The organism is Serratia sp. FDAARGOS_506 (assembly GCF_003812745.1).
Lineage (GTDB): Bacteria > Pseudomonadota > Gammaproteobacteria > Enterobacterales > Enterobacteriaceae > Serratia.
The window spans coordinates 3,155,621-3,180,860 of sequence record NZ_CP033831.1 but is presented as its reverse complement, the minus strand read 5'-3'; the positions used below and the strand labels follow the sequence as shown (position 1 = coordinate 3,180,860).

Sequence of the window (25,240 nt, the reverse complement as noted above, 5' to 3'; positions counted from 1 at the left end):
GCATCGGAAGAAATAGCGGCCTATTTTACTCATTATCACCCTCTACGCCAAACCGCTGATGGTACCAACGGGGCATTAATTGTTCGCGAAAGCCTTTAATTTGCCAATCGTTGTCGAAAAAAAGTACCGATAACTGACCTGAGCGCGTCGTATCGCGCCATGCAATGCCATTTGCCCGGTATCTGGCGACCACTTTCCGCGCCGGCAATCGCCATTTGTTGTAACGAGATGCTGACGCCAGCGCCGCCTCAGGATTGACCGCGCGCAGAAACGGCGGCGTCGAAGAGGTTCTGCTGCCATGATGCCCCACCTGCAATACCGTGGCCGCTAAGCGATCGCGCCGCAATCGAATCAGCTGCGCCTCTGCTTTCTTTTCCGCATCACCGGTGAGCAACAGGCTGTATTTCCCATCGTCGATACGAATCACGCAGGAGTCGTCATTGACCGGCCTTTTGAGCGTTTTCGGCGGCCACAGCACCTCGAATTGCAACGACTGCCAGCGCCAACGCTCACCTGCGACGCAGGGCAAGTGTCCCTCGCCGCGTATCGGGCTACGCACCGTCGCCTGTGGAAACGCGCTCCGTACCGTCGGCAGCCCGCCGATATGATCGAGATGAGCATGGCTGATAATGATCTGTTCCAGTTCAATGCCTCGCCAGTTCAGCATCGGCAAAATATGCCGCTCGGCGGCGCTGCCTGCAGGCCAACGATCGCCGGTGTCATACAATACTCCTTTGCCGTTCTGCTCTATCACCATCGCCAAGCCGTGCCCGACATCGAGCATGTCAACGCGCCATCGGTATCCAGGGTCTTTTCCCCGCCACAGCACGCAGCATATCGCTATCGTCGCCAGCCCCGGTGCGTAACGCCACCACCAATGAAAGCGCCAACAGATAACGATAAGCCAGCCCCCTACGCTGGCCAGCAGCGAGGTTGCCCCCAAATCCACCCAGCCGCGCTGCAGGTAATTCAACGGCACAAACACCCAGCTCAACGTGAAATCAGCCAACCACCAAAGCCCGTAACTTAGCGAGGGGAAGACGCCGCCGATCACCGCCAGCAAAATCAACGGCACCGTCACTAATGAGACAATGGGCACCGCCCAAAGATTGGCCGGCAGCGAGGTCAGCGTCAGGCCTAAAAACAGCGCAACCTGCATCGGCACCAGCAACAGCGTCATGCCCAGCTGAATATGCAGCCAGCGTACCGGCGCCCAATACCAGGCCGAACGAAATCGCTCGCCGAGCGGCGCCCATTCGAACCAAAAAATCAGGCAGCCCACCGCCAGCACCGATAGCCAGAAACTGTCTGATAATACCGCCAGCGGATCGCACAGCAAAATCAGCCCGACGCACCACAGCCACACTTGCCAGGAAGAACAATGAACGCCGCGCAAGCGCAGCAGCATCCACAGCGTCATCGCCAACGCGGTGCGTACCGCCGGCGGCTGGGCGCCTACCAACCAGACATAGATCAGCGTCGCCACCCAGCCGGCGACCAGCGGAAAGCGGTAACCAATCAGATGGGCGGGAAGAAAAAACTGCAGCGCTCGCAGTACCGCCCAAAACAAAATAGCGACCATCGCCACATGTAGCCCCGAAATAGCCATCAGGTGTGCAATGCCGGTTTTCAGCATTAGCGTGCGCAAAGCCTGTTCCAGTGCGGTGCGTTCCCCAAACGCCAACGCCAGCAACACCGTCTTGTAACGCAATTCACCGATGTTGGTTTCCGCATGGCTGATTATGCGCTGGCGCAGGCCGCAATCCCCCGCCAACAAGCGAGCCTGTCTGACCTGCGCGGTCAAGGGTTGACGCTGTGCGATTGCCCAACGCTGGCTGTCAAAACCGCCTTCATTGAGTTTGCCGTGCACCGGCCGTAAACGCAGTTTCAACTGCCAACGCTGCCCGGCGCACAGCCGCTGCCGTTCTGGGGCCCACGTCGTGGTAAACGCCAGCGCAGGCACCAACCAATGGCCGTCGATCCGCTCGAGGTGCATCAGCGTCTGCTTACTGGCGGCAGGCTCCAGTGCGACGCTGCTTACCTGCACCACCGCCGTCACATCCGGCATGCGGCTTAAGCGCTCCATATGCCCGAGCAGGCTTCCGGCGTTGAAAACCGCCCATATGAATCCCAATCCCAGACAAGCCAAGTAATGGCAGAACGACCAACGGGTGCGTAGCAGTAAACCGGCGATAAGCAGCATCGGCCACAGCAGCCATAGCTCTGGCAACTGCGGTAAAACCAGCAGCGGCAGGATGCCGCAGATAACGGCGAATATCGCCAGATCCAGCGAAATTTTGATCGCTCTTCTCCCATCGGCTCCACCATCAGCAAAAACGCGTCATGGCAAGCATGCAGGATCGTTGAGGCGACATGCCGCCGCCAGCGGGCTTTAACGGAGATGCGGTGAACATGGCAGGATAAGGGAGGCCGATGCAGCAGCTACACCGCAAATGCGGTGCAGTACGCAATTCACGAGCGGTTCGCAGAGAATCGCAGGCGAAAAAAACGGCGCCTTAAAGGCACCGTTTTATATTCTTTACAAGCAACAACGCTATGAGCAGTCAGCGACTAGCCATAGATATTGGCGCGGTCACGCAACTCTTTGCCAGGTTTGAAGTGAGGAACGTACTTGCCGTCCAGCTCAACTTTGTCACCGGTTTTCGGGTTGCGACCTACACGCGGGGCACGGTAGTGAAGAGAAAAACTGCCGAATCCGCGGATCTCAATGCGTTCGCCCTCGGCCAGCGTTGCGGCCATGTGCTCAAGCATCTCTTTCACTGCATCCTCAACGGCCTTCGCCGGAATATGAGATTGCTGGCCAGCAAGTCTTTCAATAAGTTCAGACTTGGTCATAGTACCTCCAAGCTTTGCAGCTAAACTACCGTATCGGGGCGGTCAAAAACCGCCCCCCGTCATTACTCGCCTTTAGCCGCTTTGAAAGCTTCAGCCATTGCGTTAGAGAAGTTGCCTTCTTCCTGTTTGTTGTTAACAGTTGCGATGGCGTCTTTCTCGTCAGCTTCGTCCTTAGCACGTACGGACAGGCTTACAACGCGGTTCTTACGGTCAACGCCAGTGAATTTAGCTTCAACTTCGTCACCTACGTTCAGAACCAGAGTTGCATCTTCAATGCGGTCGCGAGAGGCTTCAGATGCACGCAGGTAACCTTCTACGCCGCCTGCCAATTCAACTGTAGCACCTTTGGCGTCAACTGCAGTGACTTTACCAGTAACAATAGCACCTTTCTTGTTCATAGACAGGTAGTTATTGAACGGGTCTTCAGCCAGCTGCTTCACGCCCAGGGAGATACGCTCGCGCTCTGCGTCAACCTGCAGAACAACCGCCGCGATTTCGTCGCCTTTCTTGTATTCACGTACTGCTTCTTCGCCTGCAACGTTCCAGGAGATGTCAGACAGGTGAACCAGGCCGTCGATGCCGCCGTCCAGGCCGATGAAGATACCGAAGTCAGTGATAGACTTGATTTTACCTTCAACGCGGTCGCCCTTGTTGTGGGTTTCTGCGAACTGCTGCCATGGGTTGGATTTGCACTGCTTCAGGCCCAGGGAGATACGACGACGTTCTTCATCGATGTCCAGAACCATAACTTCCACTACGTCGCCCACGTTAACAACTTTGGACGGATGGATGTTTTTGTTGGTCCAATCCATTTCAGAAACGTGTACCAGACCTTCAACGCCTTCTTCGATTTCTACGAAGCAGCCGTAATCAGTCAGGTTGGTTACACGACCAGTCAGCTTGGTGCCTTCTGGGTAACGTTTCGCGATAGCAACCCATGGATCTTCGCCCAGCTGTTTCAGGCCCAGGGATACACGAGTACGCTCGCGGTCGAACTTCAGCACTTTAACAGTGATTTCATCGCCAACGTTGACGATTTCGCTTGGATGCTTAACGCGTTTCCAAGCCATGTCAGTGATGTGCAGCAGGCCGTCTACGCCGCCCAGATCAACGAATGCACCGTAGTCAGTGAGGTTCTTAACGATACCTTTAACTTCCATGCCTTCCTGCAGGTTTTCCAGCAGTTGATCGCGCTCAGCGCTGTTCTCGGATTCGATAACCGCACGGCGAGAAACGACAACGTTGTTGCGCTTCTGATCCAGCTTGATGACTTTGAACTCAAGCTCTTTGCCTTCCAGGTGCAGAGTGTCACGTACCGGACGCACGTCAACCAGGGAACCTGGCAGGAACGCGCGGATGCCGTTCAGCTCGACGGTGAAGCCACCCTTCACTTTGCCGTTGATAACACCGGTTACAGTCTCAGCTTCTTCGTAGGCTTTTTCCAGCGTGATCCAAGCTTCGTGACGCTTAGCTTTCTCACGGGACAGCAGGGTTTCACCGAAGCCGTCTTCAACAGCATCCAGAGCAACGTCAACTTCGTCACCAACCTGGATTTCCAGCTCGCCCTGGGCGTTTTTGAATTGCTCAGCCGGGATGGCAGACTCAGATTTCAGACCGGCGTCAACCAGTACGATATCTTTGTCGATAGCAACAACGACGCCACGAACGATGGAACCCGGGCGGGTTTCGATTTCTTTTAAGGATTCTTCAAAGAGTTGAGCGAAAGATTCAGTCATGTTGTTAATCTTCAGGGTTCTTTAGTTTAACGTCCATTTAGCGTCCCGCCGAATGGGGTTGTTTCACATACCCCGCCATTGGCTCCATGCCGACAGGGTTTAAGGTTACAGGGGTAAAATTTTACCCGATATATTGCGATACCGCTATGACAAATATGACAAAAAGCCAATAGCGCCGCCGCGCTTATTGCTGCGGCAACGCCAACACTTTCTGTGCATACGTCAACGCCTGCCGGATCACTTCTTCGATCGACATGCTGGTAGAATCCAGCACGAGGGCGTCAGAAGCGGGCACCAGAGGCGCGATAGGCCGATTACGGTCACGGTCGTCCCGTTCCTTTATCTCGGCTAAAAGACGTTCAAAGTTAACATTAAAGCCCTTCTCCTGCAACTGCAGCATGCGGCGGTGCGCGCGCTCCTCCGAGCTGGCGTCGAGGAAAATCTTGACCGGTGCGTCCGGGAACACCACTGTGCCCATGTCGCGGCCATCGGCAATCAGGCCGGGCGCCTCGCGGAATGCGCGCTGGCGGCGCAACAGCGCCTCGCGCACGCGCGGAAACGCCGCCGCTTGCGACGCCGTGTTGCCGACGGTTTCGGTGCGGATCTCATTGCTGACGTCCTCACCTTCCAAAATCACCTGCAGCTTGCCGTCCTGGGCAACGAAGCGAACATCGAGATGTGCGGCCAGCGGAACCAGCGCTTCCTCAGAAGTGATATCCACCTGATGATGCAACGCCGCCAGCGCCAGCACGCGATAGATCGCGCCGGAATCCAGCAAACGCCAACCAAGGGACTCGGCCAACGCTTTACACAGCGTGCCTTTGCCTGCGCCACTTGGTCCATCAACGGTTATCACCGGGGCTGTAGCCGTCATTTCTCTCTCCTTCAGGTAGAAAACCTCACAGAGAAACGGCGTGCTTCGGCTCTAAGCCCGCGCGCCGCGCTCTCTGTCACCTGCCCAATCAGGGGCAAATACGGTGGCGTATTATACGCTGCCCTACGGCGATCTGTTACCCTGGAACTGTCCGGTTGTTGAAAATAAGCGCACAACCGCGAAAAAGTATAGAAGAAACGCCGGTCACCAACGGTTAAAAACGATAAAGGCCCACAAAGGGGCCTTAAAATAAACGATTTGACGGGTTACGCCGGCTGGCTGATGCGCGCCAGCTGTTCGAAATAGTCCGGGAAGGTTTTCGCGGTGCATTTCGGATCGAGAATGGTGACCGGAGTATCCGACAGCGCCACCAGCGAGAAACACATCGCCATGCGGTGATCGTTGTAGGTGCCGATCTCGGCGAACTGCAGTTTGGCCGGAGGCACGACGTGAATGTAGTCCTCGCCTTCGTCCACCTCCGCCCCTACCTTACGCAGTTCAGTGGCCATCGCCGCCAAACGGTCGGTCTCCTTCACCCGCCAATTGTAGATATTGCGGATGGTAGTCGGCCCCTCGGCGAACAGCGCCGCGGTGGCGATGGTCATCGCCGCGTCCGGAATGTGGTTCATGTCCATGTCGATGCCGCGCAGTTCACCGCGGCTGCACTCGATGAAATCGTCGCCCCAGGTAATGCGCGCGCCCATTTTCTCCAGCACATCGGCAAACCTGGTGTCGCCCTGCACGCTTTTACGGCCGATGCCGGTCACGCGCACGGTGCCGCCCTTGATAGCCGCCGCCGCCAGGAAGTAAGAAGCGGAAGAGGCGTCGCCCTCAACCAGATACTCACCCGGCGCGATATACGTCTGGCGCCCCTGGATATGGAACACCCGGTAGTTGTCGTGGCTCACCGAGACGCCGAAGGTGCGCATCAGGTGCAGCGTGATGTCGATGTATGGTTTGGAAACCAACTCGCCCTTGATATGGATCTGCGTATCCTGCGGTGCCAGCGGCGCGGTCATCAGCAACGCGGTCAGGAACTGGCTGGAGACGCTACCGTCAACGGTGACGTCGCCGCCCTGGAAGCCGCCGCGCAGGCGAATCGGTGGGTAATCGGTCTGCTCGAGGTAATCAATCTGCGCACCGCCCTGGCGCAACGCGTCCACCAGATGGCCGATCGGGCGCTCTTTCATGCGCGGTTCCCCGGTCAACACCACGTCGCCTTCGCCGAGGCACAGCGCTGCCGCCAATGGGCGCATCGCGGTGCCGGCATTGCCGAGGAACAGTTCCAGCGGCCGATCGGCCACCAGCGGCCCGGCCACGCCGGTCACTTCGCAGACGGTGCGATCGGCGGAAAGCTGATAGTTCACGCCCAACGCCTGCAACGCATTCAGCATATGACGCACATCATCGCTGTCCAGCAGGTTGGTCAGCCGGGTCGTTCCTTTCGCCAGCGCCGCCAGCAGCAGAGCGCGGTTAGAAACGCTCTTGGAGCCGGGTAAGTTGACGGTGCCATTGACCAGGGCGACCGGTTGTAACGTCAGGGAATCCACCATGTGAACAAAACTCTCCAATTCTGATAAACGAAACGGCTCCGGAATAATGCCGGAGCCGCTTTAATGCAAAAGGACAACAGCCTGAGGCAGCCCGCGCCTGGCGAGCTGACGGGATCAACCGTGACGACGTTCGAAGTCGGCCATGAAGTCGGTCAGCGCCTGCACGCCGGTCAGCGGCATGGCATTGTAAATAGAAGCGCGCATGCCGCCAACTACCCGGTGGCCCTTCAGCGCCTGCAGGCCGATGGCCTCGGCTTCGCTGAGGAACACCTTGTCCAGCGCCGCATCGGCCAGTTGGAACGGCACGTTCATCCAGGAACGGTTGGCGATCGCCACCTGGCTGCGGTAGAAGTCGGATTTATCGATGGTCGCGTACAGCAGTTCGGCCTTGGCCTGATTGCGTTTTTGCATCTCCACCAGACCGCCCTGCTCTTTCAGCCATTTGAACACCAGCCCGGACAGGTACCAGGCGAAGGTCGGCGGGGTGTTGAACATCGAGTCGTTCTCGGCCAGCACGGTGTAGTCGAGGATCGACGGCACTTCCTTGCGCGCCTTGCCCAGCAGATCGTCGCGCACGATCACCAGCGTCAGGCCGGCCGGGCCGATATTTTTCTGCGCGCCGGCGTAAATCACGCCGAAGCGGCTGACGTCGAGCGGGCGGGACAGGATGGTCGAGGAGTAATCGCCGATCACCACTTTGTCGCCGAAGTCCGGCGTTTCATCGATGGCCACGCCGTCGATGGTCTCATTCGGGCAATAGTGCACATAAGCGGCGTCGTCGCTGAGCTGCCACTCTTTCATCGGCTTGATGCCGCTCAGGCCGTCGATGCGGGTTTTTACGTCGATGACGTTCGGGGCACAATACTTTTCCGCTTCCTTGATGGCGCTGTGCGCCCAATAGCCGCCGTCAATATAGTCGGCGGTGGCCTTGTCGCCCAGCAGGTTCAGCGGCAGCGCGGCAAACTGCGCGCGGGCACCGCCGTGGCAAAACAGCACCTTATAGTTGGAGGGGACTTTCAGCAGATCGCGCAGATCCTGTTCCGCCTGCTCGGCAACGGCGATGAATTCTTTGCTGCGGTGACTGATCTCCATCACTGACGTGCCCAGCCCGTGCCAGTTGCACAGTTCCTGTTCCGCACGACGCAACACTTCCACCGGCAGCATCGCCGGGCCAGAGCTAAAATTATAAACCTGAGTCATTTCCCCTCACCACATTCACTGTTCGCCGCAGAAAAGCGACCTGTCGAAAAGACGCCCGAAGTTAACGCTCGCGTTAACCAACCCATCGGTTTTATCACTCACGCCCCATGGCTGCAACGCTTATTCGCCCTCCGCCGGCAAACGGCCGCACCGGGTGATGACAGGCTCTGCGGCCTTCGCGTTTTTTTGGACGATAAAACCCTGTGACATGGGGAAATTCAGCGGGTTAACGCGGTGTTTTATGCTGTATTCAGCCAAGATGGCTGCGGGAGCCGGTCGGCCCCCGCAGAAGAGAAAACGGTCAGTACTGATTGAACATCTGCTGGATCTGCTTCGCGTCTTTGGTTTGCGTCAGCGCCAGCTGCAGCAGAATGCGCGCTTTTTGCGGATTCAGCGTGCCGGCGGCGACGAAGCCGTACTTGGCGTCGTCCACTTCCGCATCTTCGGTGGTGGCGCCGGTCGGCACGCGCGAAGAACGCACCACCGCCACACCGTTGTGCGCCGCCGTCGCCAGGGTGTCGAACACTGTTTTATACAGGTTGCCGTTGCCGACCCCGGCGCTGACGATGCCCTGATAGCCTTCGGCGATCAACGCCTTGGCCGGCGCATCGGAGGCGTTGGCATAGTTGTAGACGATGCCGACCTTCGGCAGTTCGTTCAGCTTGCTGACGTCGAACGGCGTATCCCGGGTATGCTTACGCTGCGGCGAGCGTTGGTAATCGACCTTGCCGTTGTGGATATACCCGAGCGGGCCGAAGTTCGGCGACTGGAAGGTCTGCACGGCGGTGGTGTTGGTCTTGGTAACGTCACGCGCATCCAGCACGGTGTCGTTCATCGCCACCAGCACCCCGCGGCTGGCGGATTGCGGATCCGCCGCCGTCACCACCGCGTTATACAGGTTGAACGGGCCGTCGGCGCTCATCGCCGTCGCCGGCCGCATCGCCCCCACCAGCACCACCGGCTTGTCGCACTTCACCGTCAGTTCGAGGAAATAGGCCGTCTCTTCCAGCGTATCGGTGCCGTGGGTGATGACGAAGCCGTCGGTCTTGCCGCAGTCGGCGTCAATCTTCTTCGCCAGCGTCAGCCAGACCTGATCGTTCATGTCCTGCGAACCGATGTTCACCACCTGCTCCCCCTGCACGTTGGCGATGTTTTTCAGCGCCGGCACCGCATCGACCAGCGCCTCGACGCCCAGCTTGCCCGCCGTATAGTTGGATTTTGTCGCCGAATCGCCGCCGCCGGCGATGGTGCCGCCGGTCGCCAACAGAGTGATGTTGGGCAGCGCCAGCGCCGAGGCGCTGACGCCGGTCAACAGAAGGGTTAACGCGCTGAGTTTCACTGATTTCATTAGATTTCTCCGTGACAGATAACTCGCTGAATTATGGCCTTTATCCTTAAAAAAACTGTGACTTTGCCGCCGCTTTAGGAATACGTGGAGCTCCAGCGTAAAACCCCGTATCATTGCGCGTTTTTAGTACGCGCAAAAAGTGAAGACAATGACGCAAACTTTTATCCCCGGTAAAGACGCCGCCCTGGAAGACTCCATCGCCCGTTTCCAGCAGAAACTGAGCGATCTCGGTTTCAACATCGAAGAAGCCTCCTGGCTGAACCCGGTGCCGCACGTGTGGTCGGTGCACATTCGCGATCGCGATTGCCCGCTGTGCTTCACCAACGGCAAAGGCGCCAGCAAAAAAGCCGCGCTGGCCTCCGCGCTGGGTGAATATTTCGAGCGCCTGTCCACCAACTACTTCTTCGCCGATTTCTATCTGGGCCGGCAGATCGCCGAAGGCGACTTCGTGCACTATCCGAATGAGAAATGGTTCCCGATCCCTGAAGACGACGCGCTGCCGGCCGGCATCCTCGACGAACGCCTGCACGCCTTCTACGATCCGCAACAAGAGCTGAGCGCCAGCGATCTTGTCGATCTGCAGTCCGGCAATGCCGATCGCGGCGTGTGCGCGCTGCCGTTTACCCGTCAGTCCGATCAGCAAACCGTTTACATCCCGATGAACATCATCGGCAACCTGTATGTTTCCAACGGCATGTCCGCCGGCAACACCGCCAACGAAGCGCGCGTGCAGGGCCTGTCGGAAGTGTTCGAGCGCTATGTGAAAAACCGCATCATCGCCGAATCCATCAGCCTGCCGGCGATCCCGGACGACGTGCTGAACCGTTACCCGGGCGTGGTGGAAGCCATCGCCAAGCTGGAAGAGGAAGGTTTCCCGATCCTCTCCTATGACGCCTCGCTGGGCGGCAACTACCCGGTCATTTGCGTGGTGCTGTTCAACCCGACCAACGGCACCTGCTTCGCCTCATTCGGCGCGCACCCGGACTTCGGCGTGGCGCTGGAGCGCACGGTAACCGAACTGCTGCAGGGCCGCAGCCTGAAAGATCTCGACGTGTTCACCGCACCGACTTTCGATGACGAAGAAGTGGCTGAACACACCAACCTGGAAACGCACTTCATCGACTCCAGCGGTCTGATCTCCTGGGATCTGTTCAAACAGGACGCGGATTACCCGTTCGTTGACTGGAACTTCAGCGGCAGCACGCAAGAAGAGTTCGCCATCCTGATGAGCATCTTCGACAAAGAAGACGCAGAAGTGTACATCGCCGACTACGAGCACCTGGGCGTCTACGCTTGCCGCATCATCGTGCCGGGCATGTCCGACATTTATCCGGCGGAAGATCTGCTGCTGGCCAACAACAGCATGGGCGCGCACCTGCGCGATACGTTGCTGGCGTTGCCGGGCAGCGAGTGGGAGCCGGAAGAATACCTGGCGCTGATCGAACAGTTGGACGACGAAGGGCTGGACGATTTCACCCGCGTACGCGAACTGCTGGGCATTGCCAGCGGCAAAGACAACGCCTGGCATACCCTGCGCGTGGGCGAGCTGAAGTCTATGCTGGCGCTGGCGGGCGGCGATCTGGATCAGGCGCTGATCTGGACCGAATGGACGCAGGACTTCAACGCCTCGGTGCTGAGCCCGGCGCGCAGCAACTACTACCGCTGCCTGCAAACGCTGCTACTGCTGGCGCAGGAGCCTGAACGCGAAGCGGCGCAATACTATACCGCGTTCGTGAAGATGTACGGTCAGGAAGCGGTCGACGCTGCCTCCGCCGCCATCAGCGGCGAAGAGCGCTTCAACGGGTTGTTCGCCGTCGATGCCGATTTGAAGGCATTGCCGGCCCACCAGGCGCTGCTGGCGGCCTACGAGAAGCTGCAGGCGGCCAAACGTCGCCACTGGGCCAAGGCCTAAGCATCATCAGGGGGCACTGCCACTTTGGGAGTATCCCTTTTGCCAAACGCCGCACTCCGTTGCGGCGTTTTCATTTTTGCGGTTTATTTCAACGCATTCGGTTTTATTTTTCCGCCGGAAGATGGGCGGTTAAACGACCATAAAAATAAATAAACCGTCAATTGTTGCCGGACGGTGAAATAATAATTAACCGATAATTAAACTTTCAGCGACGGGCGGCGACAAAACGCCTAAAAATTTAACTTTACCCCACGCCTTCCACCCGGCGAATTCAAAAAAATTTGCAAACATTAAAAAAATGTTTTTACTTAAAAATCAATAAATTAACCACAAAAGCCACACAATAAACACGCCATTTTACCGCTCTACTTCCCCGCCTTATGATCCAAATCAAATTTTCCCCTATACTGCTTTGCTAGTATCTCATTGCGTTGTTTTAACCCTTAAGAGCGAGAGTTAGTTTGAAAACTGACAGCCCCTTCGATCTGATTTTACCTGCGGCCACGGCGAAAATCGCTGAAGATGCCGGCGTGTATAAAGCCACCAAACATCCGCTGAAAACGTTTTATTTGGCGATCACCGCCGGTGTCTTCATTTCCATCGCCTTCGTCTTCTACATCACGGCGACCACCGGCACCGCCGGCGTACCTTTCGGCCTGGCGAAACTGGTCGGCGGCATCTGCTTCTCTCTCGGGTTAATGCTAGTGGTGGTGTCAGGCGCCGACTTGTTCACCTCTACCGTGCTCATCGTCATCGCCAAGGCCAGCGGCCGTATCAGCTGGAGCCAGCTGGGCGCCAACTGGCTGAACGTTTATCTCGGCAACCTGGTCGGCGCACTGTTCTTCGTGGCACTGATCTGGTTCTCCGGCGAGTATATGGTCGCCAACGGCCAGTGGGGCCTGAACGTCCTGCAAACCGCAGACCACAAGCTGCATCACACCTTTATCGAAGCCGTGTGCCTCGGCATTTTGGCTAACCTGATGGTCTGCCTGGCGGTCTGGATGAGCTACTCCGGCCGCACCCTGACCGACAAGATGCTCGCCATGGTGCTGCCGGTCGGGATGTTTGTCGCCAGCGGCTTCGAGCACAGCATCGCCAACATGTTTATGATCCCTATGGGCATCGTGGTCAAACACTTCGCCACGCCGGAATTCTGGCAAGCCGTAGGGGCGGTACCTGAGCAATTCGCTCATCTGACAGTAAGCAACTTCATCATCGACAACCTGATTCCGGTCACCATCGGCAACATCATCGGCGGCGGTCTGCTGGTTGGGTTGACTTACTGGGTAATTTATCTGCGCGGGGGCCGCGAACAGCACTAAGCTGTGAGCTACCGCGCGCAGAGTTAGAAATCCACAATCAAAGGTAGGTGTACAATGACCGAACTTAACGAGAAATTAGCCAACGCTTGGGAAGGTTTCAGCAAGGGTGACTGGCAGAATGAAGTCAACGTTCGTGACTTCATCCAGAAAAACTACACGCCTTATGAGGGTGACGAATCCTTCCTGGCTGGCGCTACTCAAGCCACCACCACCTTGTGGGACAAGGTTATGGAAGGGATCAAACTGGAAAACCGCACTCACGCGCCGGTTGATTTCGACACCAACGTTGCTTCAACCATCATTTCTCACGACGCGGGTTACATCGCCAAAGAGTTGGAAACCATCGTGGGTCTGCAGACCGACGCCCCTCTGAAACGCGCGCTGATCCCGTTCGGCGGCATCAAAATGGTCGAAGGTTCGTGCAAAGTGTACGGCCGCGAGCTGGATCCGCAGCTGAAAAAAGTGTTCACCGAATACCGTAAAACCCACAACCAGGGCGTATTCGACGTTTACACCAAAGACATCCTGAACTGCCGTAAATCCGGCGTTCTGACCGGCCTGCCAGACGCCTACGGCCGCGGCCGCATCATCGGCGACTACCGCCGCGTTGCGCTGTACGGTATCGACTTCCTGATGGCCGACAAGCTGAACCAGTTCAAATCGCTGCAGGAAAAACTGGAAAACGGCGAAGATCTGGAAATGACCATCCAGCTGCGCGAAGAGATCGCTGAACAGCATCGCGCTCTGGCTCAGATCAAAGAGATGGCCGCCAAATACGGTTACGACATCTCCGGCCCAGCCACCAGCGCGCAAGAAGCGGTGCAGTGGACCTACTTCGGCTACCTGGCCGCGGTGAAATCCCAGAACGGCGCCGCCATGTCCTTCGGCCGCGTGTCTACCTTCCTCGACGTGTTCATCGAACGCGACATCAAGGCGGGCAAACTGACCGAAGAGCAAGCGCAGGAACTGATCGACCACCTGGTGATGAAACTGCGTATGGTGCGCTTCCTGCGTACCCCTGAGTACGATGAACTGTTCTCCGGCGATCCAATCTGGGCGACTGAATCCCTGGCCGGTATGGGCGTCGACGGCCGTACCCTGGTCACCAAAAACAGCTTCCGCTTCCTGAACACCCTGTACACCATGGGGCCGTCTCCGGAGCCGAACATGACCATCCTGTGGTCTGAGAAGTTGCCGCTGAACTTCAAGAAATTCGCGGCGAAAGTGTCCATCGACACCTCTTCCGTTCAGTACGAAAACGACGACCTGATGCGCCCTGACTTCAACAACGATGACTACGCCATCGCCTGTTGCGTCAGCCCAATGATCGTCGGCAAACAAATGCAGTTCTTCGGCGCCCGCGCCAACCTGGCGAAAACCATGCTGTACGCCATCAACGGCGGCGTTGACGAGAAACTGAAAATGCAGGTCGGCCCGAAAGAAGCGCCGATGATGGACGAAGTGCTGGACTATGACAAAGTCATGGCGCGCATGGACCACTTTATGGATTGGCTGGCCAAGCAGTACGTGACCGCGCTGAACATCATTCACTACATGCACGACAAGTACAGCTACGAAGCTGCGCTGATGGCGCTGCATGACCGTGACGTTTATCGCACCATGGCTTGCGGCATCGCCGGTCTGTCCGTTGCGGCTGACTCCCTGTCCGCCATCAAGTACGCGAAAGTCACCACCATTCGCGACGAAGACGGCCTGGCCATCGACTTCAAAGTGGAAGGCGAGTATCCGCAGTTCGGTAACAACGACGCCCGCGTCGATGACATCGCCTGCGACCTGGTGGAACGTTTCATGAAGAAAATTCAGAAACTGCGCACCTACCGCAATGCGGTACCGACTCAGTCCGTACTGACCATCACCTCCAACGTGGTGTACGGTAAGAAAACCGGTAACACCCCGGATGGCCGCCGCGCAGGCGCACCGTTCGGCCCAGGTGCCAACCCGATGCACGGTCGCGATCAGAAAGGCGCAGTAGCCTCCCTGACCTCGGTAGCCAAACTGCCGTTTGCCTACGCGAAAGACGGGATCTCCTACACCTTCTCCATCGTGCCTAACGCGCTGGGTAAAGACGACGACGTGCGTAAAGCCAACCTGGCGGGCCTTATGGATGGTTACTTCCACCATGAAGCCTCCATCGAAGGCGGCCAGCACCTGAACGTCAACGTGATGAACCGCGAAATGCTGCTGGACGCGATGGAAAACCCTGAGAAATACCCTCAGCTGACCATCCGCGTCTCCGGCTACGCCGTGCGCTTCAACTCGCTGACCAAAGAACAACAGCAAGACGTCATTACTCGTACCTTCACTCAAACGATGTAATACGCCGGCCGGGCGGGAAACCGCTCGGCACCAGCGCAGGGCCGGTTCTGCCGGCCCTTTTCTCCCACCGCTCTCCCCTGACTCCGTACGAGTCTGTTTTGCCGGACATCTATACTGAATGGATAGCCGGCAAAACAGTTATCCGGCAACTGGCCGGCCGACAGGCATCATTACTCCCGGTGGCGGTTCCACCCGCTGCTGCATCGCAGATACCTGGCCGGCGGCCACGCGCCTATTTTTAGACTGCGTTTGACAGTCAATATTGGAGAAAACCCCGCAATGTCAGTAACTGGTCGCATCCACTCCTTCGAATCCTGCGGCACCGTCGACGGGCCAGGGATCCGCTTTATCGTCTTCTTCCAGGGCTGCCTGATGCGCTGCCTCTATTGCCATAACCGCGACACCTGGGACACCCACGGCGGCAAAGAAGTGACCGTCGAAGAGCTGATGAAAGACGCGGTGGCTTACCGCCACTTCATGAACGCCTCCGGCGGCGGCGTGACCGCATCCGGCGGCGAGGCGATCCTGCAGGCTGAATTCGTACGCGACTGGTTCCGCGCCTGCCACGCCGAAGGCATCAATACCTGCCTGGACACCAATGGCTTCGTACGTCGCTACGATCCGGTGATCGATGAGCTGCTGGACACCACCGATCTGGTGATGCTGGATCTGAAACAGATGAACGACGAGATCCACCAAAACCTGGTCGGCGTCTCCAACCACCGCACGCTGGAATTCGCTCGCTACCTGGCGAAACGCAATCAACGTACCTGGATCCGCTACGTGGTGGTGCCGGGTTGGTCAGACGACGATAAATCGGCGCACCTGCTGGGCGAATTCACCAAAGACATGAGCAACATCGAGAAAATCGAGCTGCTGCCCTATCACGAGTTGGGCAAGCACAAATGGGTGGCGATGGGGGAAGAGTACAAGCTGGACGGTGTGCACCCGCCGAAGGCCGAGACCATGGATCGCGTCAAAGGCATCCTGGAAAGCTACGGCCACAAAGTGATCTACTGATTGGCTCACGCCACAAGAAAAACCGGCTCATGGCCGGTTTTTTTATGCTCAGGCGGCGGCGAATGGGGTGTGATGATGGTCCGGCTTCTGCTTCTTCAGCAGCATCAGCAGGTAAACCAGCGCCACGGCGGCGATCATCACGAATAGCACGCGGTCGGAGTAGTTTTGCATCAGCAGCGCCGTCATCGACGGGCCCAGCAGGCTGCCGATGGTGTAACTCATCAACAGCGCCTGGTTCATCGCCACCAACTCGTGCGGCAGCGCTTTCTCACAGGCCCAGGACATCGCCACCGGGTACAGGGTAAAGCCGGCGCAGCCGAGGATAAACAGCGAAGGCGCCATGGCGTAGTTACCGAGCATCGCCACGCTGGCGAGGATAACCACGAACACCTGAATGCGCAGCACCAGCAGCCGCCCATAGCGATCAGCCAGGCGCCCGACCGGCCACTGGCCGACGATGCCGGAGCTGACCAGCAGCGCCATCCAGTAACCGACGTTGGCGTCGCTCATGCCCTGATGGGAGAGGTACAGCGGCATCAGGCCATACAGCGAACCGAGCACGATGCCGGAGATGATGCAGCCATTGATACCCAGGCGCGCGCTGCGGCGTCTCAGCATTGTCCACACCGCCGCCTGCTGCGGCTCGTCTTCATGGCGGTTGACCCGCGCAAACAGCATCGGCAGCATGGCGCTGATCACAATGGCGGTCACCCACGGCACCACATGCAGCAATTCGGTTGAGGTCATGCTCAACAACAATTGGCCGGTCACCGTACCGAGGTAATAGACTATCATATAGGCCGCCAGCAGCTGGCCGCGGTTGCTCAAGTTGCCGCTGCGCAACAACGCGCTCTCCACGATCACCCAGATCCAGGCGCAGCCGACACCGGCGAAGAAGCGCCAGCCCAGCCAGCTCCAGAAGTCGATCGACAGCACCATGCCGGCCGTCGCGGCGGCGAACACCAGACAAGAAAGATGATAGCTGCGGGTAAAGCCGACGCGCTGGATCAGTTTGCCCGCCACCAGCGTGCCCAACAGGTTGCCGCTGAAATAAGAGGAGCTGACCATTCCCACCTGCCAGGTCGACAGCTGAGCATGGGTTAACCAAAGAGGCACTAACGTATTCAAAACGGCAATGGATACCGTGAGCAGCAAGAGGCCGCAGAGCAATAAGAGCACTGGGCGGGAGTATGCGGACATAGTGAAATTGTGACCGAACGCGCAATGAGAGTGCGCGCATCATGCCACTGGCGATAAAAAAGTCAATCGCCTCTTATCATTCCACCGCACGATTTGTTTCCGGCTAAACGGCTGAAAAAGCGCTATGCTCAGCGCAGAGCGGATTTGACGATGGAGAAGCGAGATGAATCAGGCAAATGATGCGGCGGTAGAGGCCCTGCTGGCGGACATCGGCAGCACGCAGGGTGAGCTGCTGGCCATCGTGCAGCAGGTACGCCAGGCCGCTGCGGCAAGTGGTAACGACGTCACCGAATCGGTCAAATACGGCGGTATCATGTTCTCGCATACCCACTTTTTCTGCGGCGTTTTTGCCTACCGCCACCACGTCACGGTGGAGTTCGGTCACGGCTACCGGCTGGCAGACCGTTATCACCAGCTCGAAGGCAGCGGCCAATATCGGCGGCACATCAAGCTCCACTCGCCCGGCGAGGTGAAAAGCAAGCATCTGGCGGACTACATTAAACAGGCTTATGCGCTGGCGACAGGCTGAATTCTTGGCATAAAAAAAAGCGCCCGCAGGCGCTTTTTCTAATGGTTTGCCGTTCAGCCGATGTATTCCAGGCCGCCCATATAAGGACGCAGCACTTCAGGTACCTGAATGCGGCCGTCGGCCTGCTGGTAGTTTTCCAGCACCGCCACCAGCGTACGGCCAACCGCCAGACCCGAGCCGTTCAGGGTGTGAACCAGACGCGGTTTCTTGTCGGCCTTGCTGCGGCAGCGCGCCTGCATACGACGTGCCTGGAAGTCCCACATGTTTGAACAGGACGAGATCTCACGGTAGGTATCCTGCGCCGGCAGCCACACTTCCAGATCGTAGGTCTTGCACGCACCGAAGCCCATGTCGCCGGTGCACAGCAGCACCTTGCGGTAAGGCAGATTCAGCAGCTGCAGCACTTTTTCTGCGTGACCTGTCAGCTCTTCCAGGGCATCCATCGAATCTTCCGGACGAACGATCTGCACCATCTCGACTTTGTCGAACTGGTGCATGCGGATCAAACCACGGGTATCGCGGCCGTAAGAACCGGCTTCCGCACGGAAGCATGGCGTGTGTGCGGTCATCTTCAGCGGCAGAGATTCCTCTTCCACGATCTCGTCGCGCACCAGGTTAGTCAGCGGCACTTCCGCCGTTGGGATCAGCGCGTAGTTGCTGCTGTCGGCTTCTTCTTCCAGCGGGCGGGTATGGAACAGGTCTTCGCCGAACTTCGGCAGTTGGCCGGTGCCGTACAGCGTGGCGTGGTTGACCAGATAAGGCACGTAGGCCTCCAGGTAGCCGTGCTGTTCGGTGTGCAGATCCAGCATGAACTGGGACAGCGCGCGGTGCATGCGAGCGATTTGCCCTTTCATTACCACGAAGCGCGAACCGGTCAGCTTAACCGCAGCGGCAAAATCCAGCCCGCCGGCCATTTCACCCAGATCGACGTGATCGCGCACCGCGAAATCGTACTGGCGCGGTTCGCCCCAGCGGGTCACTTCCAGGTTTTCGCTGTCGTCTTTACCATCCGGTACGGCGTCGTCCGGCAGGTTAGGCAGCGTCAGGGCGTAATCGCGGATCTCGCTCTGCAGCGCATCCAGCGCCGCCTTGGCAGCATCCAGCTTGTCACCCAGCTCGTTCACTTCGCGACGCAGCGGCTCGATGTCTTCCCCACGCGCTTTGGCCGCGCCGATGGATTTCGATCGGGAGTTGCGTTCCGCTTGCAGCGTTTCAGTTTCTACCTGCAGAACTTTGCGGCGTTCTTCCTGCGAACGCAGCAGATCCAGATCGAGTTTAAAGCCTCGGCGAGCCAGTTTGACGGCGACTGCGTCTAGCTCATTACGCAGCAGATTGGGATCGAGCATGCTAATCCTGTGCTTGTTGTTATTGAAAGAAGTGTTGTTGTTCTATGCGGCTGATTTATAGCCGCATAAAAGAAGAGTGATACCCGCTAACCTTACCGCAACGGCCTCGCTAGCGGTAGCGTTTTGTCGGGCTATTTTGATCCTGCTCAGCCAGCCATGCCAACTTTTCGCCGATTTTCCCTTCCAGCCCACGCGAGGTCGGTTGATAGTAGCGCGTATGGGCCATTTCAGGCGGGAAATAGTTCTCGCCGGCGGCGTAGGCGTTGGGTTCGTCGTGGGCGTAACGGTACTCCGCCCCCAGCCCCATCTCCTTCATCAGCTTGGTCGGCGCGTTGCGCAGGTGCTCCGGCACGTCATAATCGGCCTGCTCTTTGGCGTCGCGCATGGCGGCCTTGAACGCGGTGTAGACCGCGTTGCTCTTCGGCGCGCAGGCGAGATAAACGATCGCCTGCGCGATGGCGCGCTCGCCCTCCGCCGGCCCCACGCGGGTGAAGCAATCCCAGGCGGCGATCGCCACCTGCATGCCGCGCGGATCGGCGTTGCCCACGTCTTCAGAGGCAATCGCCAACAGACGGCGGGCCACATAGAGCGGATCGCCGCCGGCGGTAATGATGCGCGCATACCAGTACAGCGCGGCGTCCGGTGCCGAGCCACGCACCGATTTATGCAGCGCGGAAATCAGGTCGTAATAACGGTCACCCTTGTTGTCGAAGCGCGCGCTGCGCTCGCCCGACACCTCTTTCAGCAGCTCCGGCGTCAGCACCCGCACGCCTTTGGCATCGATCTCCGCCATGTCCGCCATCATTTCCAGGCTGTTCAGCGCCCGGCGCGCGTCGCCGCCCACCAGCTCCGACAGCAGGCGGCGCGTTTCCGCCGGCAGCTCGATATTCTGGCCGCCAAAGCCACGCGCCTTGTCGCCCATCGCCTGATCCAGCACCTGGCCGATATCTTCGGCGGTCAGCGCCTTCAACAGATAGACGCGGGCGCGGGACAGCAACGCCGAGTTCAGTTCGAACGACGGGTTTTCGGTGGTAGCGCCGATAAAGGTGATGGTGCCGTCTTCAATGTGCGGCAGGAAAGCGTCCTGCTGGCTCTTATTGAAGCGGTGCACTTCGTCGACGAACAGGATGGTGCGGCGGCCGGCGTCGCGGTTTTGCCGGGCCCGCTCGATCGCCTCGCGGATCTCCTTGATACCGGAAGTCACGGCGGAGATCCGTTCGACATCCGCCTGGCCGTAACGGCCGATCAGTTCTGCCAGCGTCGTCTTCCCGGTGCCCGGCGGCCCCCATAAAATCATCGAGTGCAGCTGCCCGGCCTCGATAGCGCGCGGCAGCGGCTTGCCGGCGGCCAGCAGGTGCTGCTGGCCGATATACTGTGCCAGCGTGGTCGGCCGCATACGCGCGGCCAACGGCTGGAACTCGTTCTGGGAAAAATCGAGCGACAGATTATTACTCACTGGCACCTCACTGGCGCTGGTCGTCCAGCGTCACCCCCTTCGGCGGGGTAAATTTGAATTTGGCCGGATCGGCGGCGACATTCTGCTGGCTTTTCAGCGTGTAGGAACTGCGCTGACCATCCTGTTCCACTGCGGCAAAGCTGCGGATGGTACCGCTGTTGGTCACGCTGATGGCGAACTGCTTCAGGTTGCCGCTGGCGGACTTCGGCGTCAGCTCGAAATCATCGCCCTTTTGCTTCACGTTGTACTGTTTCCAGTCGCTGGCATTATTGCGGGTGATCAACATAAACGGCGTATTGCCGGTGGCGTTTTTCAGCCAGGTCGCCGTCACCTGCTCGACGAACGGGTTATAGAACCACAGGGTCTGGCCATCGGAGACCAGCACGCTCTCATCGGGCGATGTCATGTGCCAGTTGAAGAGGTTCGGTCGTTTCACCCACAGCTCGCCTTCCCCCTGCTGCACCGCGGCGCCATCGGCGCTGGTCACGGTTTGCGAGAAGCTGGCGTGGAAACTGTTCACCTTCGCCAGGCGACTTTGCAGATCCTGTGCGGCGTCGGCCAACACGGAGGTGGAAGCGAATCCCGAAAGCAGACAGCAGGCAACTAACAGTTTTTTCATTATTCCAGATACCTTATGAAATGCGTTAACCGCAGGGCGACGCCGTGCGGGTCAAATCAACCCTTTACTCCATTACTTTACCCGAAGCAGGCAATCGGCCGGTAGGCCAATGTTCCGAGAAGAAACGGGTTTACGCTTCTTTGCACAAGGGCCGCTTAAGCGGCCCTTTCTTATTGAATTACAATGGCTAAACGACCATCAATCGTGCCGCGGTGGCGCCAGCACCTCGCGGTTGCCGTTGTGCCCCTGCTCGCTGACAATGCCCTGCGCTTCCATCTGTTCGATGATGCGCGCCGCGCGGTTATAACCGATGCGGAACTGGCGCTGCACGCCGGAGATAGAGGCGCGGCGTTTATCCACCACGAAATCCACCGCCTGGTCAAACAACGGATCCAGCTCTTCGTCACCGTCCATACCGCCGCCGGCACCGCCCTCGCCGTCTTCGCCGCCGCTGAGAATGCCCTCTTTATATTGGGGCCGCTCGCGCGCTTTCCAATCCTTGACCACCGCGTGCACTTCCTGATCGCGCACGAATGCGCCATGTACACGCACCGGAATCGAGGAGTTTGGCGCCAGATAGAGCATGTCACCCATGCCCAGTAAGGACTCGGCGCCCCCCTGATCGAGGATGGTGCGGGAGTCGATCTTGCTCGACACGGTAAAGGCGATACGCGTCGGGATGTTGGCCTTGATCAGGCCGGTGATCACATCCACCGACGGACGCTGGGTCGCCAGCACCAGGTGGATACCCGCCGCACGCGCTTTCTGCGCCAAGCGAGCGATCAACTCTTCGACCTTCTTGCCGACCGTCATGATCAGATCGGCGAATTCGTCGACCATCACCACGATGTACGGCTCTTTCTCCAGCACCGGCGGCGTGATGTCCATGCTGTCGGTCGGTTTCCAGAACGGATCCGGGATCGGGCGCCCCATCGCTTCGGCCTGATCGACACGCTCGTTGTAGCCGGCCAGGTTACGTACGCCCAGGGCCGACATCAGCTTGTAGCGGCGTTCCATTTCACCCACGCACCAACGCAGCGCATTGGCGGCGTCTTTCATGTCGGTGACCACATCGGTCAACAGGTGCGGAATGCCTTCGTAAACCGACAGCTCCAGCATTTTCGGGTCGATCATGATAAAGCGCACTTCTTTCGGCGTGGCTTTATACAGGATGCTCAGGATCATGGCGTTGACCCCGACCGACTTACCGGAACCGGTGGTACCGGCGACCAGCAAGTGCGGCATTTTGCCCAGATCGGCCACCACCGGTTCCCCGGAGATGTCTTTACCCAATACGATGGACAGCGGCGACGGGTTGTCACGGAAGGCCGGGCAATCCAGCACTTCGCGCAGATACACCGTTTGACGCTTGGCGTTCGGCAGTTCCAGACCGACGTAAGGCTTACCGGGGATCACTTCCACTACGCGCACCGCCGAAGTCGACAGCGAGCGCGCCAGATCGCGCGACAGGTTGGAAATGCGCGCCGCTTTAACGCCCGGCGCCAAATCCAGCTCGAAGCGGGTGATCACCGGCCCCGGCAGGATGTCCACCACGTCGGCTTTCACGCGGTAATCGGCCAGGCTGGCCTCCACCAGGCGCGCCTTCTGTTCCAACGCGAAGGAATCGACCGGTTCCACCTCTCTCGGCGCTTCGGTCAGCAGATCCAGCGTCGGCAGCGGCGTGGTCGGTTTCTGCAACGGTAGATCGTTGCGCATCAGGAACGGATGAATCAGGCTATCCATCGCCGGATGTTGTTCGGCCTGGGGTTGCTGAGACTGCTGCTGCACCGGTTGCTGATGCTGCTGATATTGCTGCGGCGACGGCTGTTGATACTGCTGTTGCTGCGGCTGCGGCTGCTGCGGCTGCTGCGGCTGCTGTTGATACCGCTGCTGAGGTTGGGCTGCCGGCGCTGCAGGCTCAAACTGTCCGAACGGCACGTCGTCCTCTTGCTCGCTTTGCTGTTCAATGCGCTCTTCAAGCTGAGGCGACAGCGTGAACATTGGCTCGCTCGGGCCATCGTCCACCAGATCCGCCATCGGCGAGAAGCTGAAAGCATTGCGGGTATCGACCGGGCTGGCAGCCGGCGCCTGCGGGGCCGGTTCTTGCTGGCCGTAGCGCGCCTGCTGCTGCTCGGCGAACGCCTGGCGCAGCGTGGCCTCTTGCAGCGCCTCTTCGTCGTCCTGTTGATAGCCTTCGCCGTAACGTTGGCTTTGCTGTTCGGCAAACGCCTTACTCAGCTCGGCTTCCTGCAGGGCGCTTTCGTCATCTTGCTCCGGCGCGTAGCTTTCGCCGTAGCGTTGGCTTTGCTGCTCGGCAAACGCCTGACGCAACGCAGCTTCCTGCAGCGCCTCTTCTTCCTGCGGGCTCACCGCCGTCGGCTGCTGAGGCTCCGCTTCGGCCTGTCGCTGTTCCTGCTCGGCGGCACGCTGCGAAGGCAGCTTGATGCCGTAAGAAGCCAGTTCGCGACGAGTCGGGATTCGCACCGGATTCGGCCGCGGCAGCTCAGGGCCAATGCCCTGCTTAACCTGCGGGTTACCGTCGCTGGTGGCCGTGAAGGCCGGCATGAAGGTCGCCGCTGCGGCGCCCGCAGCGGCAGTTGCTGCCGCATCCAGCTGTGGCTTGGCGCCGGTGGCGCTGAAACCACCTGCTCCGCTGGCGTCGGCGCTGTCGCGCTGCGCGGCGGTAAAATCAAAGGGAGAACGCGCCGGCTGCGGCGATGCAGCTGGCTCTTGCCAATTGCCCAGGCGCGGCTCATCGTCGTCCTGATAAGGATCGACAGGGCGCGTCGCCTTAGGCGCTGGCGTTTCTTCCGGAATTTCGAAGGAGTACAGCGGCGGCGTGGCGTCTTGCGCCGGTGCGCTTACCGGGTGCTGATTGACCGAAGCCGGCGCGGCTGGTGCCAGCGTCACCGACGGCGCCTGAGCGGCGATCGGTGCAGCAACCGGCTCGTGGATCTCTGCCGTCACCACCGGTGCAGGCGAAGCCGCAGGCGCGATTGACGCGGCGTCGGCTTCAACCTCGCCATCGTCGGCACGCAGGCCGCTGAGCAACGGATCGGCGGCGTCTTCTGCCGCCGCTTTCGCGCTTTCGGTGACCGAAGGCGCGGAGAACAGCACGTCGTCATCGGCGGCTGCTGCCCCGGCGGCGGTCGCGGCAACCGCTGCGGCGGCACCCTTCCCTGCCTGCTCAGGCTCGTCGTCAACGTAACGCTCGTCATCCTCGAAATAGCGTTCTTCGCGGCGCGAGCGATTGGTCATCACCGTTGCGACGCCCAATACCGCCCCGCCGATCTTCTCGGCGATCACCAGCCAGGACCAGCCGGTAAACAGCGTCAGCCCCGCTGCCCACACGCACAGCAACGCCAGCGTGGCGCCGATGCCGTTGAACCACGGCAACATGGCGTTGCTCAGCAGGCTGCCGATCACGCCGCCGGAAGCGAAGTAATAGAGATCGTCAACGTTCAGCGCCGCCAGCCCACAGGAGGTGAGCACTAACGCCAGGGTGCCGATCAGGCGCAGGGAGAGCGCGAAATAGTCGATATAGTCTCTGTTGCCGCGTTGGCGATAGGCCGCCCAGCACAGAACCAGCATGATCGGCGGTATCGCGTAGGCGAGTACCCCGAAGGTGAAGAACAGCGTGTCGGCCAACCAGGCCCCAACACCGCCGCCCAGATTGTGAATCGGCTCATGCCACGCGGTCTGCGACCAGCTTGGGTCAGACGGGTTGAAACTGACCAGCGCAGCCATGAGGTAAACGGCAAAAATTGCTACCACGATCAGCACAGCTTCCAGCAAACGCCGGCCACTGCTGAGTCTTTTCAGGGTAACTTCTTTATCTTCTGTATATTCCTGGCTCAAGAAAGGCTCTCCAGGTTCCTGTTAGCTGACATAGCAACAGCGCCGAGAAGCTTCCCCGGCGCCGAAACTGTATG

At 59.0% G+C, this 25,240-nt stretch carries 17 protein-coding genes; 5 read left to right on the top strand and 12 right to left on the bottom strand.

The genetic code is table 11. The features are described 5' to 3' along the window. Positions 1-25: 25 nt before the first annotated feature. The 7 genes from EGY12_RS15405 to ansB all read right to left on the bottom strand — a co-directional run bounded on the left by EGY12_RS15405 (position 26) and on the right by ansB (position 9,567). Complete coding sequence (locus tag EGY12_RS15405; RefSeq protein ID WP_371415430.1) at positions 26-2,257, bottom strand: ComEC family protein; 2,232 nt, start codon at positions 2,255-2,257, stop codon at positions 26-28. Positions 2,258-2,571: 314 nt separating this feature from the next. Further along, positions 2,572-2,856, bottom strand: a complete 285-nt coding sequence (ihfB, locus tag EGY12_RS15400; protein ID WP_004928264.1) for an integration host factor subunit beta — start codon at positions 2,854-2,856, stop codon at positions 2,572-2,574. A 62-nt stretch (positions 2,857-2,918) separates the two neighbouring features. Beyond that, the gene (gene rpsA / locus EGY12_RS15395; RefSeq protein WP_004928267.1) at positions 2,919-4,592 is read right to left on the bottom strand and encodes a 30S ribosomal protein S1; all 1,674 of its coding nucleotides are present in this window, start codon (positions 4,590-4,592) and stop codon (positions 2,919-2,921) included. A 184-nt stretch (positions 4,593-4,776) separates the two neighbouring features. Further along, positions 4,777-5,466, bottom strand: a complete 690-nt coding sequence (cmk, locus tag EGY12_RS15390; protein ID WP_004928270.1) for a (d)CMP kinase — start codon at positions 5,464-5,466, stop codon at positions 4,777-4,779. 266 nt (positions 5,467-5,732) lie between these two features. Then, positions 5,733-7,019, bottom strand: a complete 1,287-nt coding sequence (aroA, locus tag EGY12_RS15385; RefSeq protein ID WP_123894502.1) for a 3-phosphoshikimate 1-carboxyvinyltransferase — start codon at positions 7,017-7,019, stop codon at positions 5,733-5,735. A 114-nt stretch (positions 7,020-7,133) separates the two neighbouring features. After that, the gene (gene serC, locus EGY12_RS15380; RefSeq protein WP_123894501.1) at positions 7,134-8,219 is read right to left on the bottom strand and encodes a 3-phosphoserine/phosphohydroxythreonine transaminase; all 1,086 of its coding nucleotides are present in this window, start codon (positions 8,217-8,219) and stop codon (positions 7,134-7,136) included. A 301-nt stretch (positions 8,220-8,520) separates the two neighbouring features. Next, positions 8,521-9,567, bottom strand: coding sequence for an L-asparaginase 2 (gene ansB / locus EGY12_RS15375; RefSeq protein ID WP_123894500.1), 1,047 nt, complete (start codon positions 9,565-9,567; stop codon positions 8,521-8,523). A 148-nt stretch (positions 9,568-9,715) separates the two neighbouring features. Between ansB and ycaO the strand changes: the two genes are divergently transcribed. The 4 genes from ycaO (at position 9,716) to pflA (ending at position 16,158) form a co-directional block, all read left to right on the top strand. Beyond that, on the top strand, positions 9,716-11,479 hold the full coding sequence (gene ycaO, locus EGY12_RS15370) for a 30S ribosomal protein S12 methylthiotransferase accessory factor YcaO (RefSeq protein WP_123894499.1): 1,764 nt from the start codon (positions 9,716-9,718) through the stop codon (positions 11,477-11,479). Between the two features lie 461 nt (positions 11,480-11,940). After that, positions 11,941-12,801, top strand: coding sequence for a formate transporter FocA (focA, locus tag EGY12_RS15365; protein WP_123894498.1), 861 nt, complete (start codon positions 11,941-11,943; stop codon positions 12,799-12,801). Between the two features lie 54 nt (positions 12,802-12,855). After that, a complete protein-coding gene (gene pflB, locus EGY12_RS15360; protein ID WP_016928324.1) occupies positions 12,856-15,138 on the top strand; it encodes a formate C-acetyltransferase in 2,283 nt (760 codons plus the stop codon). 279 nt (positions 15,139-15,417) lie between these two features. Continuing rightward, entirely contained in the window at positions 15,418-16,158 is a 741-nt protein-coding gene (gene pflA / locus EGY12_RS15355; protein WP_004928289.1) for a pyruvate formate lyase 1-activating protein, read from the top strand. Positions 16,159-16,206: 48 nt separating this feature from the next. Here the strand turns inward: pflA and EGY12_RS15350 are convergent, their stop codons facing one another. Then, positions 16,207-17,358, bottom strand: coding sequence for an MFS transporter (locus EGY12_RS15350; RefSeq protein WP_033637849.1), 1,152 nt, complete (start codon positions 17,356-17,358; stop codon positions 16,207-16,209). A gap of 163 nt (positions 17,359-17,521) precedes the next feature. Between EGY12_RS15350 and EGY12_RS15345 the strand changes: the two genes are divergently transcribed. After that, a complete protein-coding gene (locus tag EGY12_RS15345; RefSeq protein ID WP_123894497.1) occupies positions 17,522-17,887 on the top strand; it encodes a DUF1801 domain-containing protein in 366 nt (121 codons plus the stop codon). A gap of 53 nt (positions 17,888-17,940) precedes the next feature. On the opposite strand, the gene serS is transcribed toward EGY12_RS15345, so the two are convergent. The 4 genes from serS to EGY12_RS15325 all read right to left on the bottom strand — a co-directional run bounded on the left by serS (position 17,941) and on the right by EGY12_RS15325 (position 25,166). Next, positions 17,941-19,233 carry a serine--tRNA ligase gene (gene serS / locus EGY12_RS15340; RefSeq protein ID WP_038880767.1) on the bottom strand — a complete coding sequence of 431 codons (1,293 nt, stop codon included), beginning with the start codon at positions 19,231-19,233 and terminating at the stop codon, positions 17,941-17,943. A gap of 109 nt (positions 19,234-19,342) precedes the next feature. Continuing rightward, positions 19,343-20,629, bottom strand: coding sequence for a replication-associated recombination protein A (locus EGY12_RS15335; RefSeq protein WP_172962963.1), 1,287 nt, complete (start codon positions 20,627-20,629; stop codon positions 19,343-19,345). A gap of 67 nt (positions 20,630-20,696) precedes the next feature. Next, a complete protein-coding gene (gene lolA / locus EGY12_RS15330) occupies positions 20,697-21,308 on the bottom strand; it encodes an outer membrane lipoprotein chaperone LolA (RefSeq protein ID WP_019454555.1) in 612 nt (203 codons plus the stop codon). Between the two features lie 198 nt (positions 21,309-21,506). Beyond that, positions 21,507-25,166, bottom strand: coding sequence for a DNA translocase FtsK 4TM domain-containing protein (locus tag EGY12_RS15325; RefSeq protein ID WP_123894495.1), 3,660 nt, complete (start codon positions 25,164-25,166; stop codon positions 21,507-21,509). Positions 25,167-25,240: the final 74 nt, after the last annotated feature.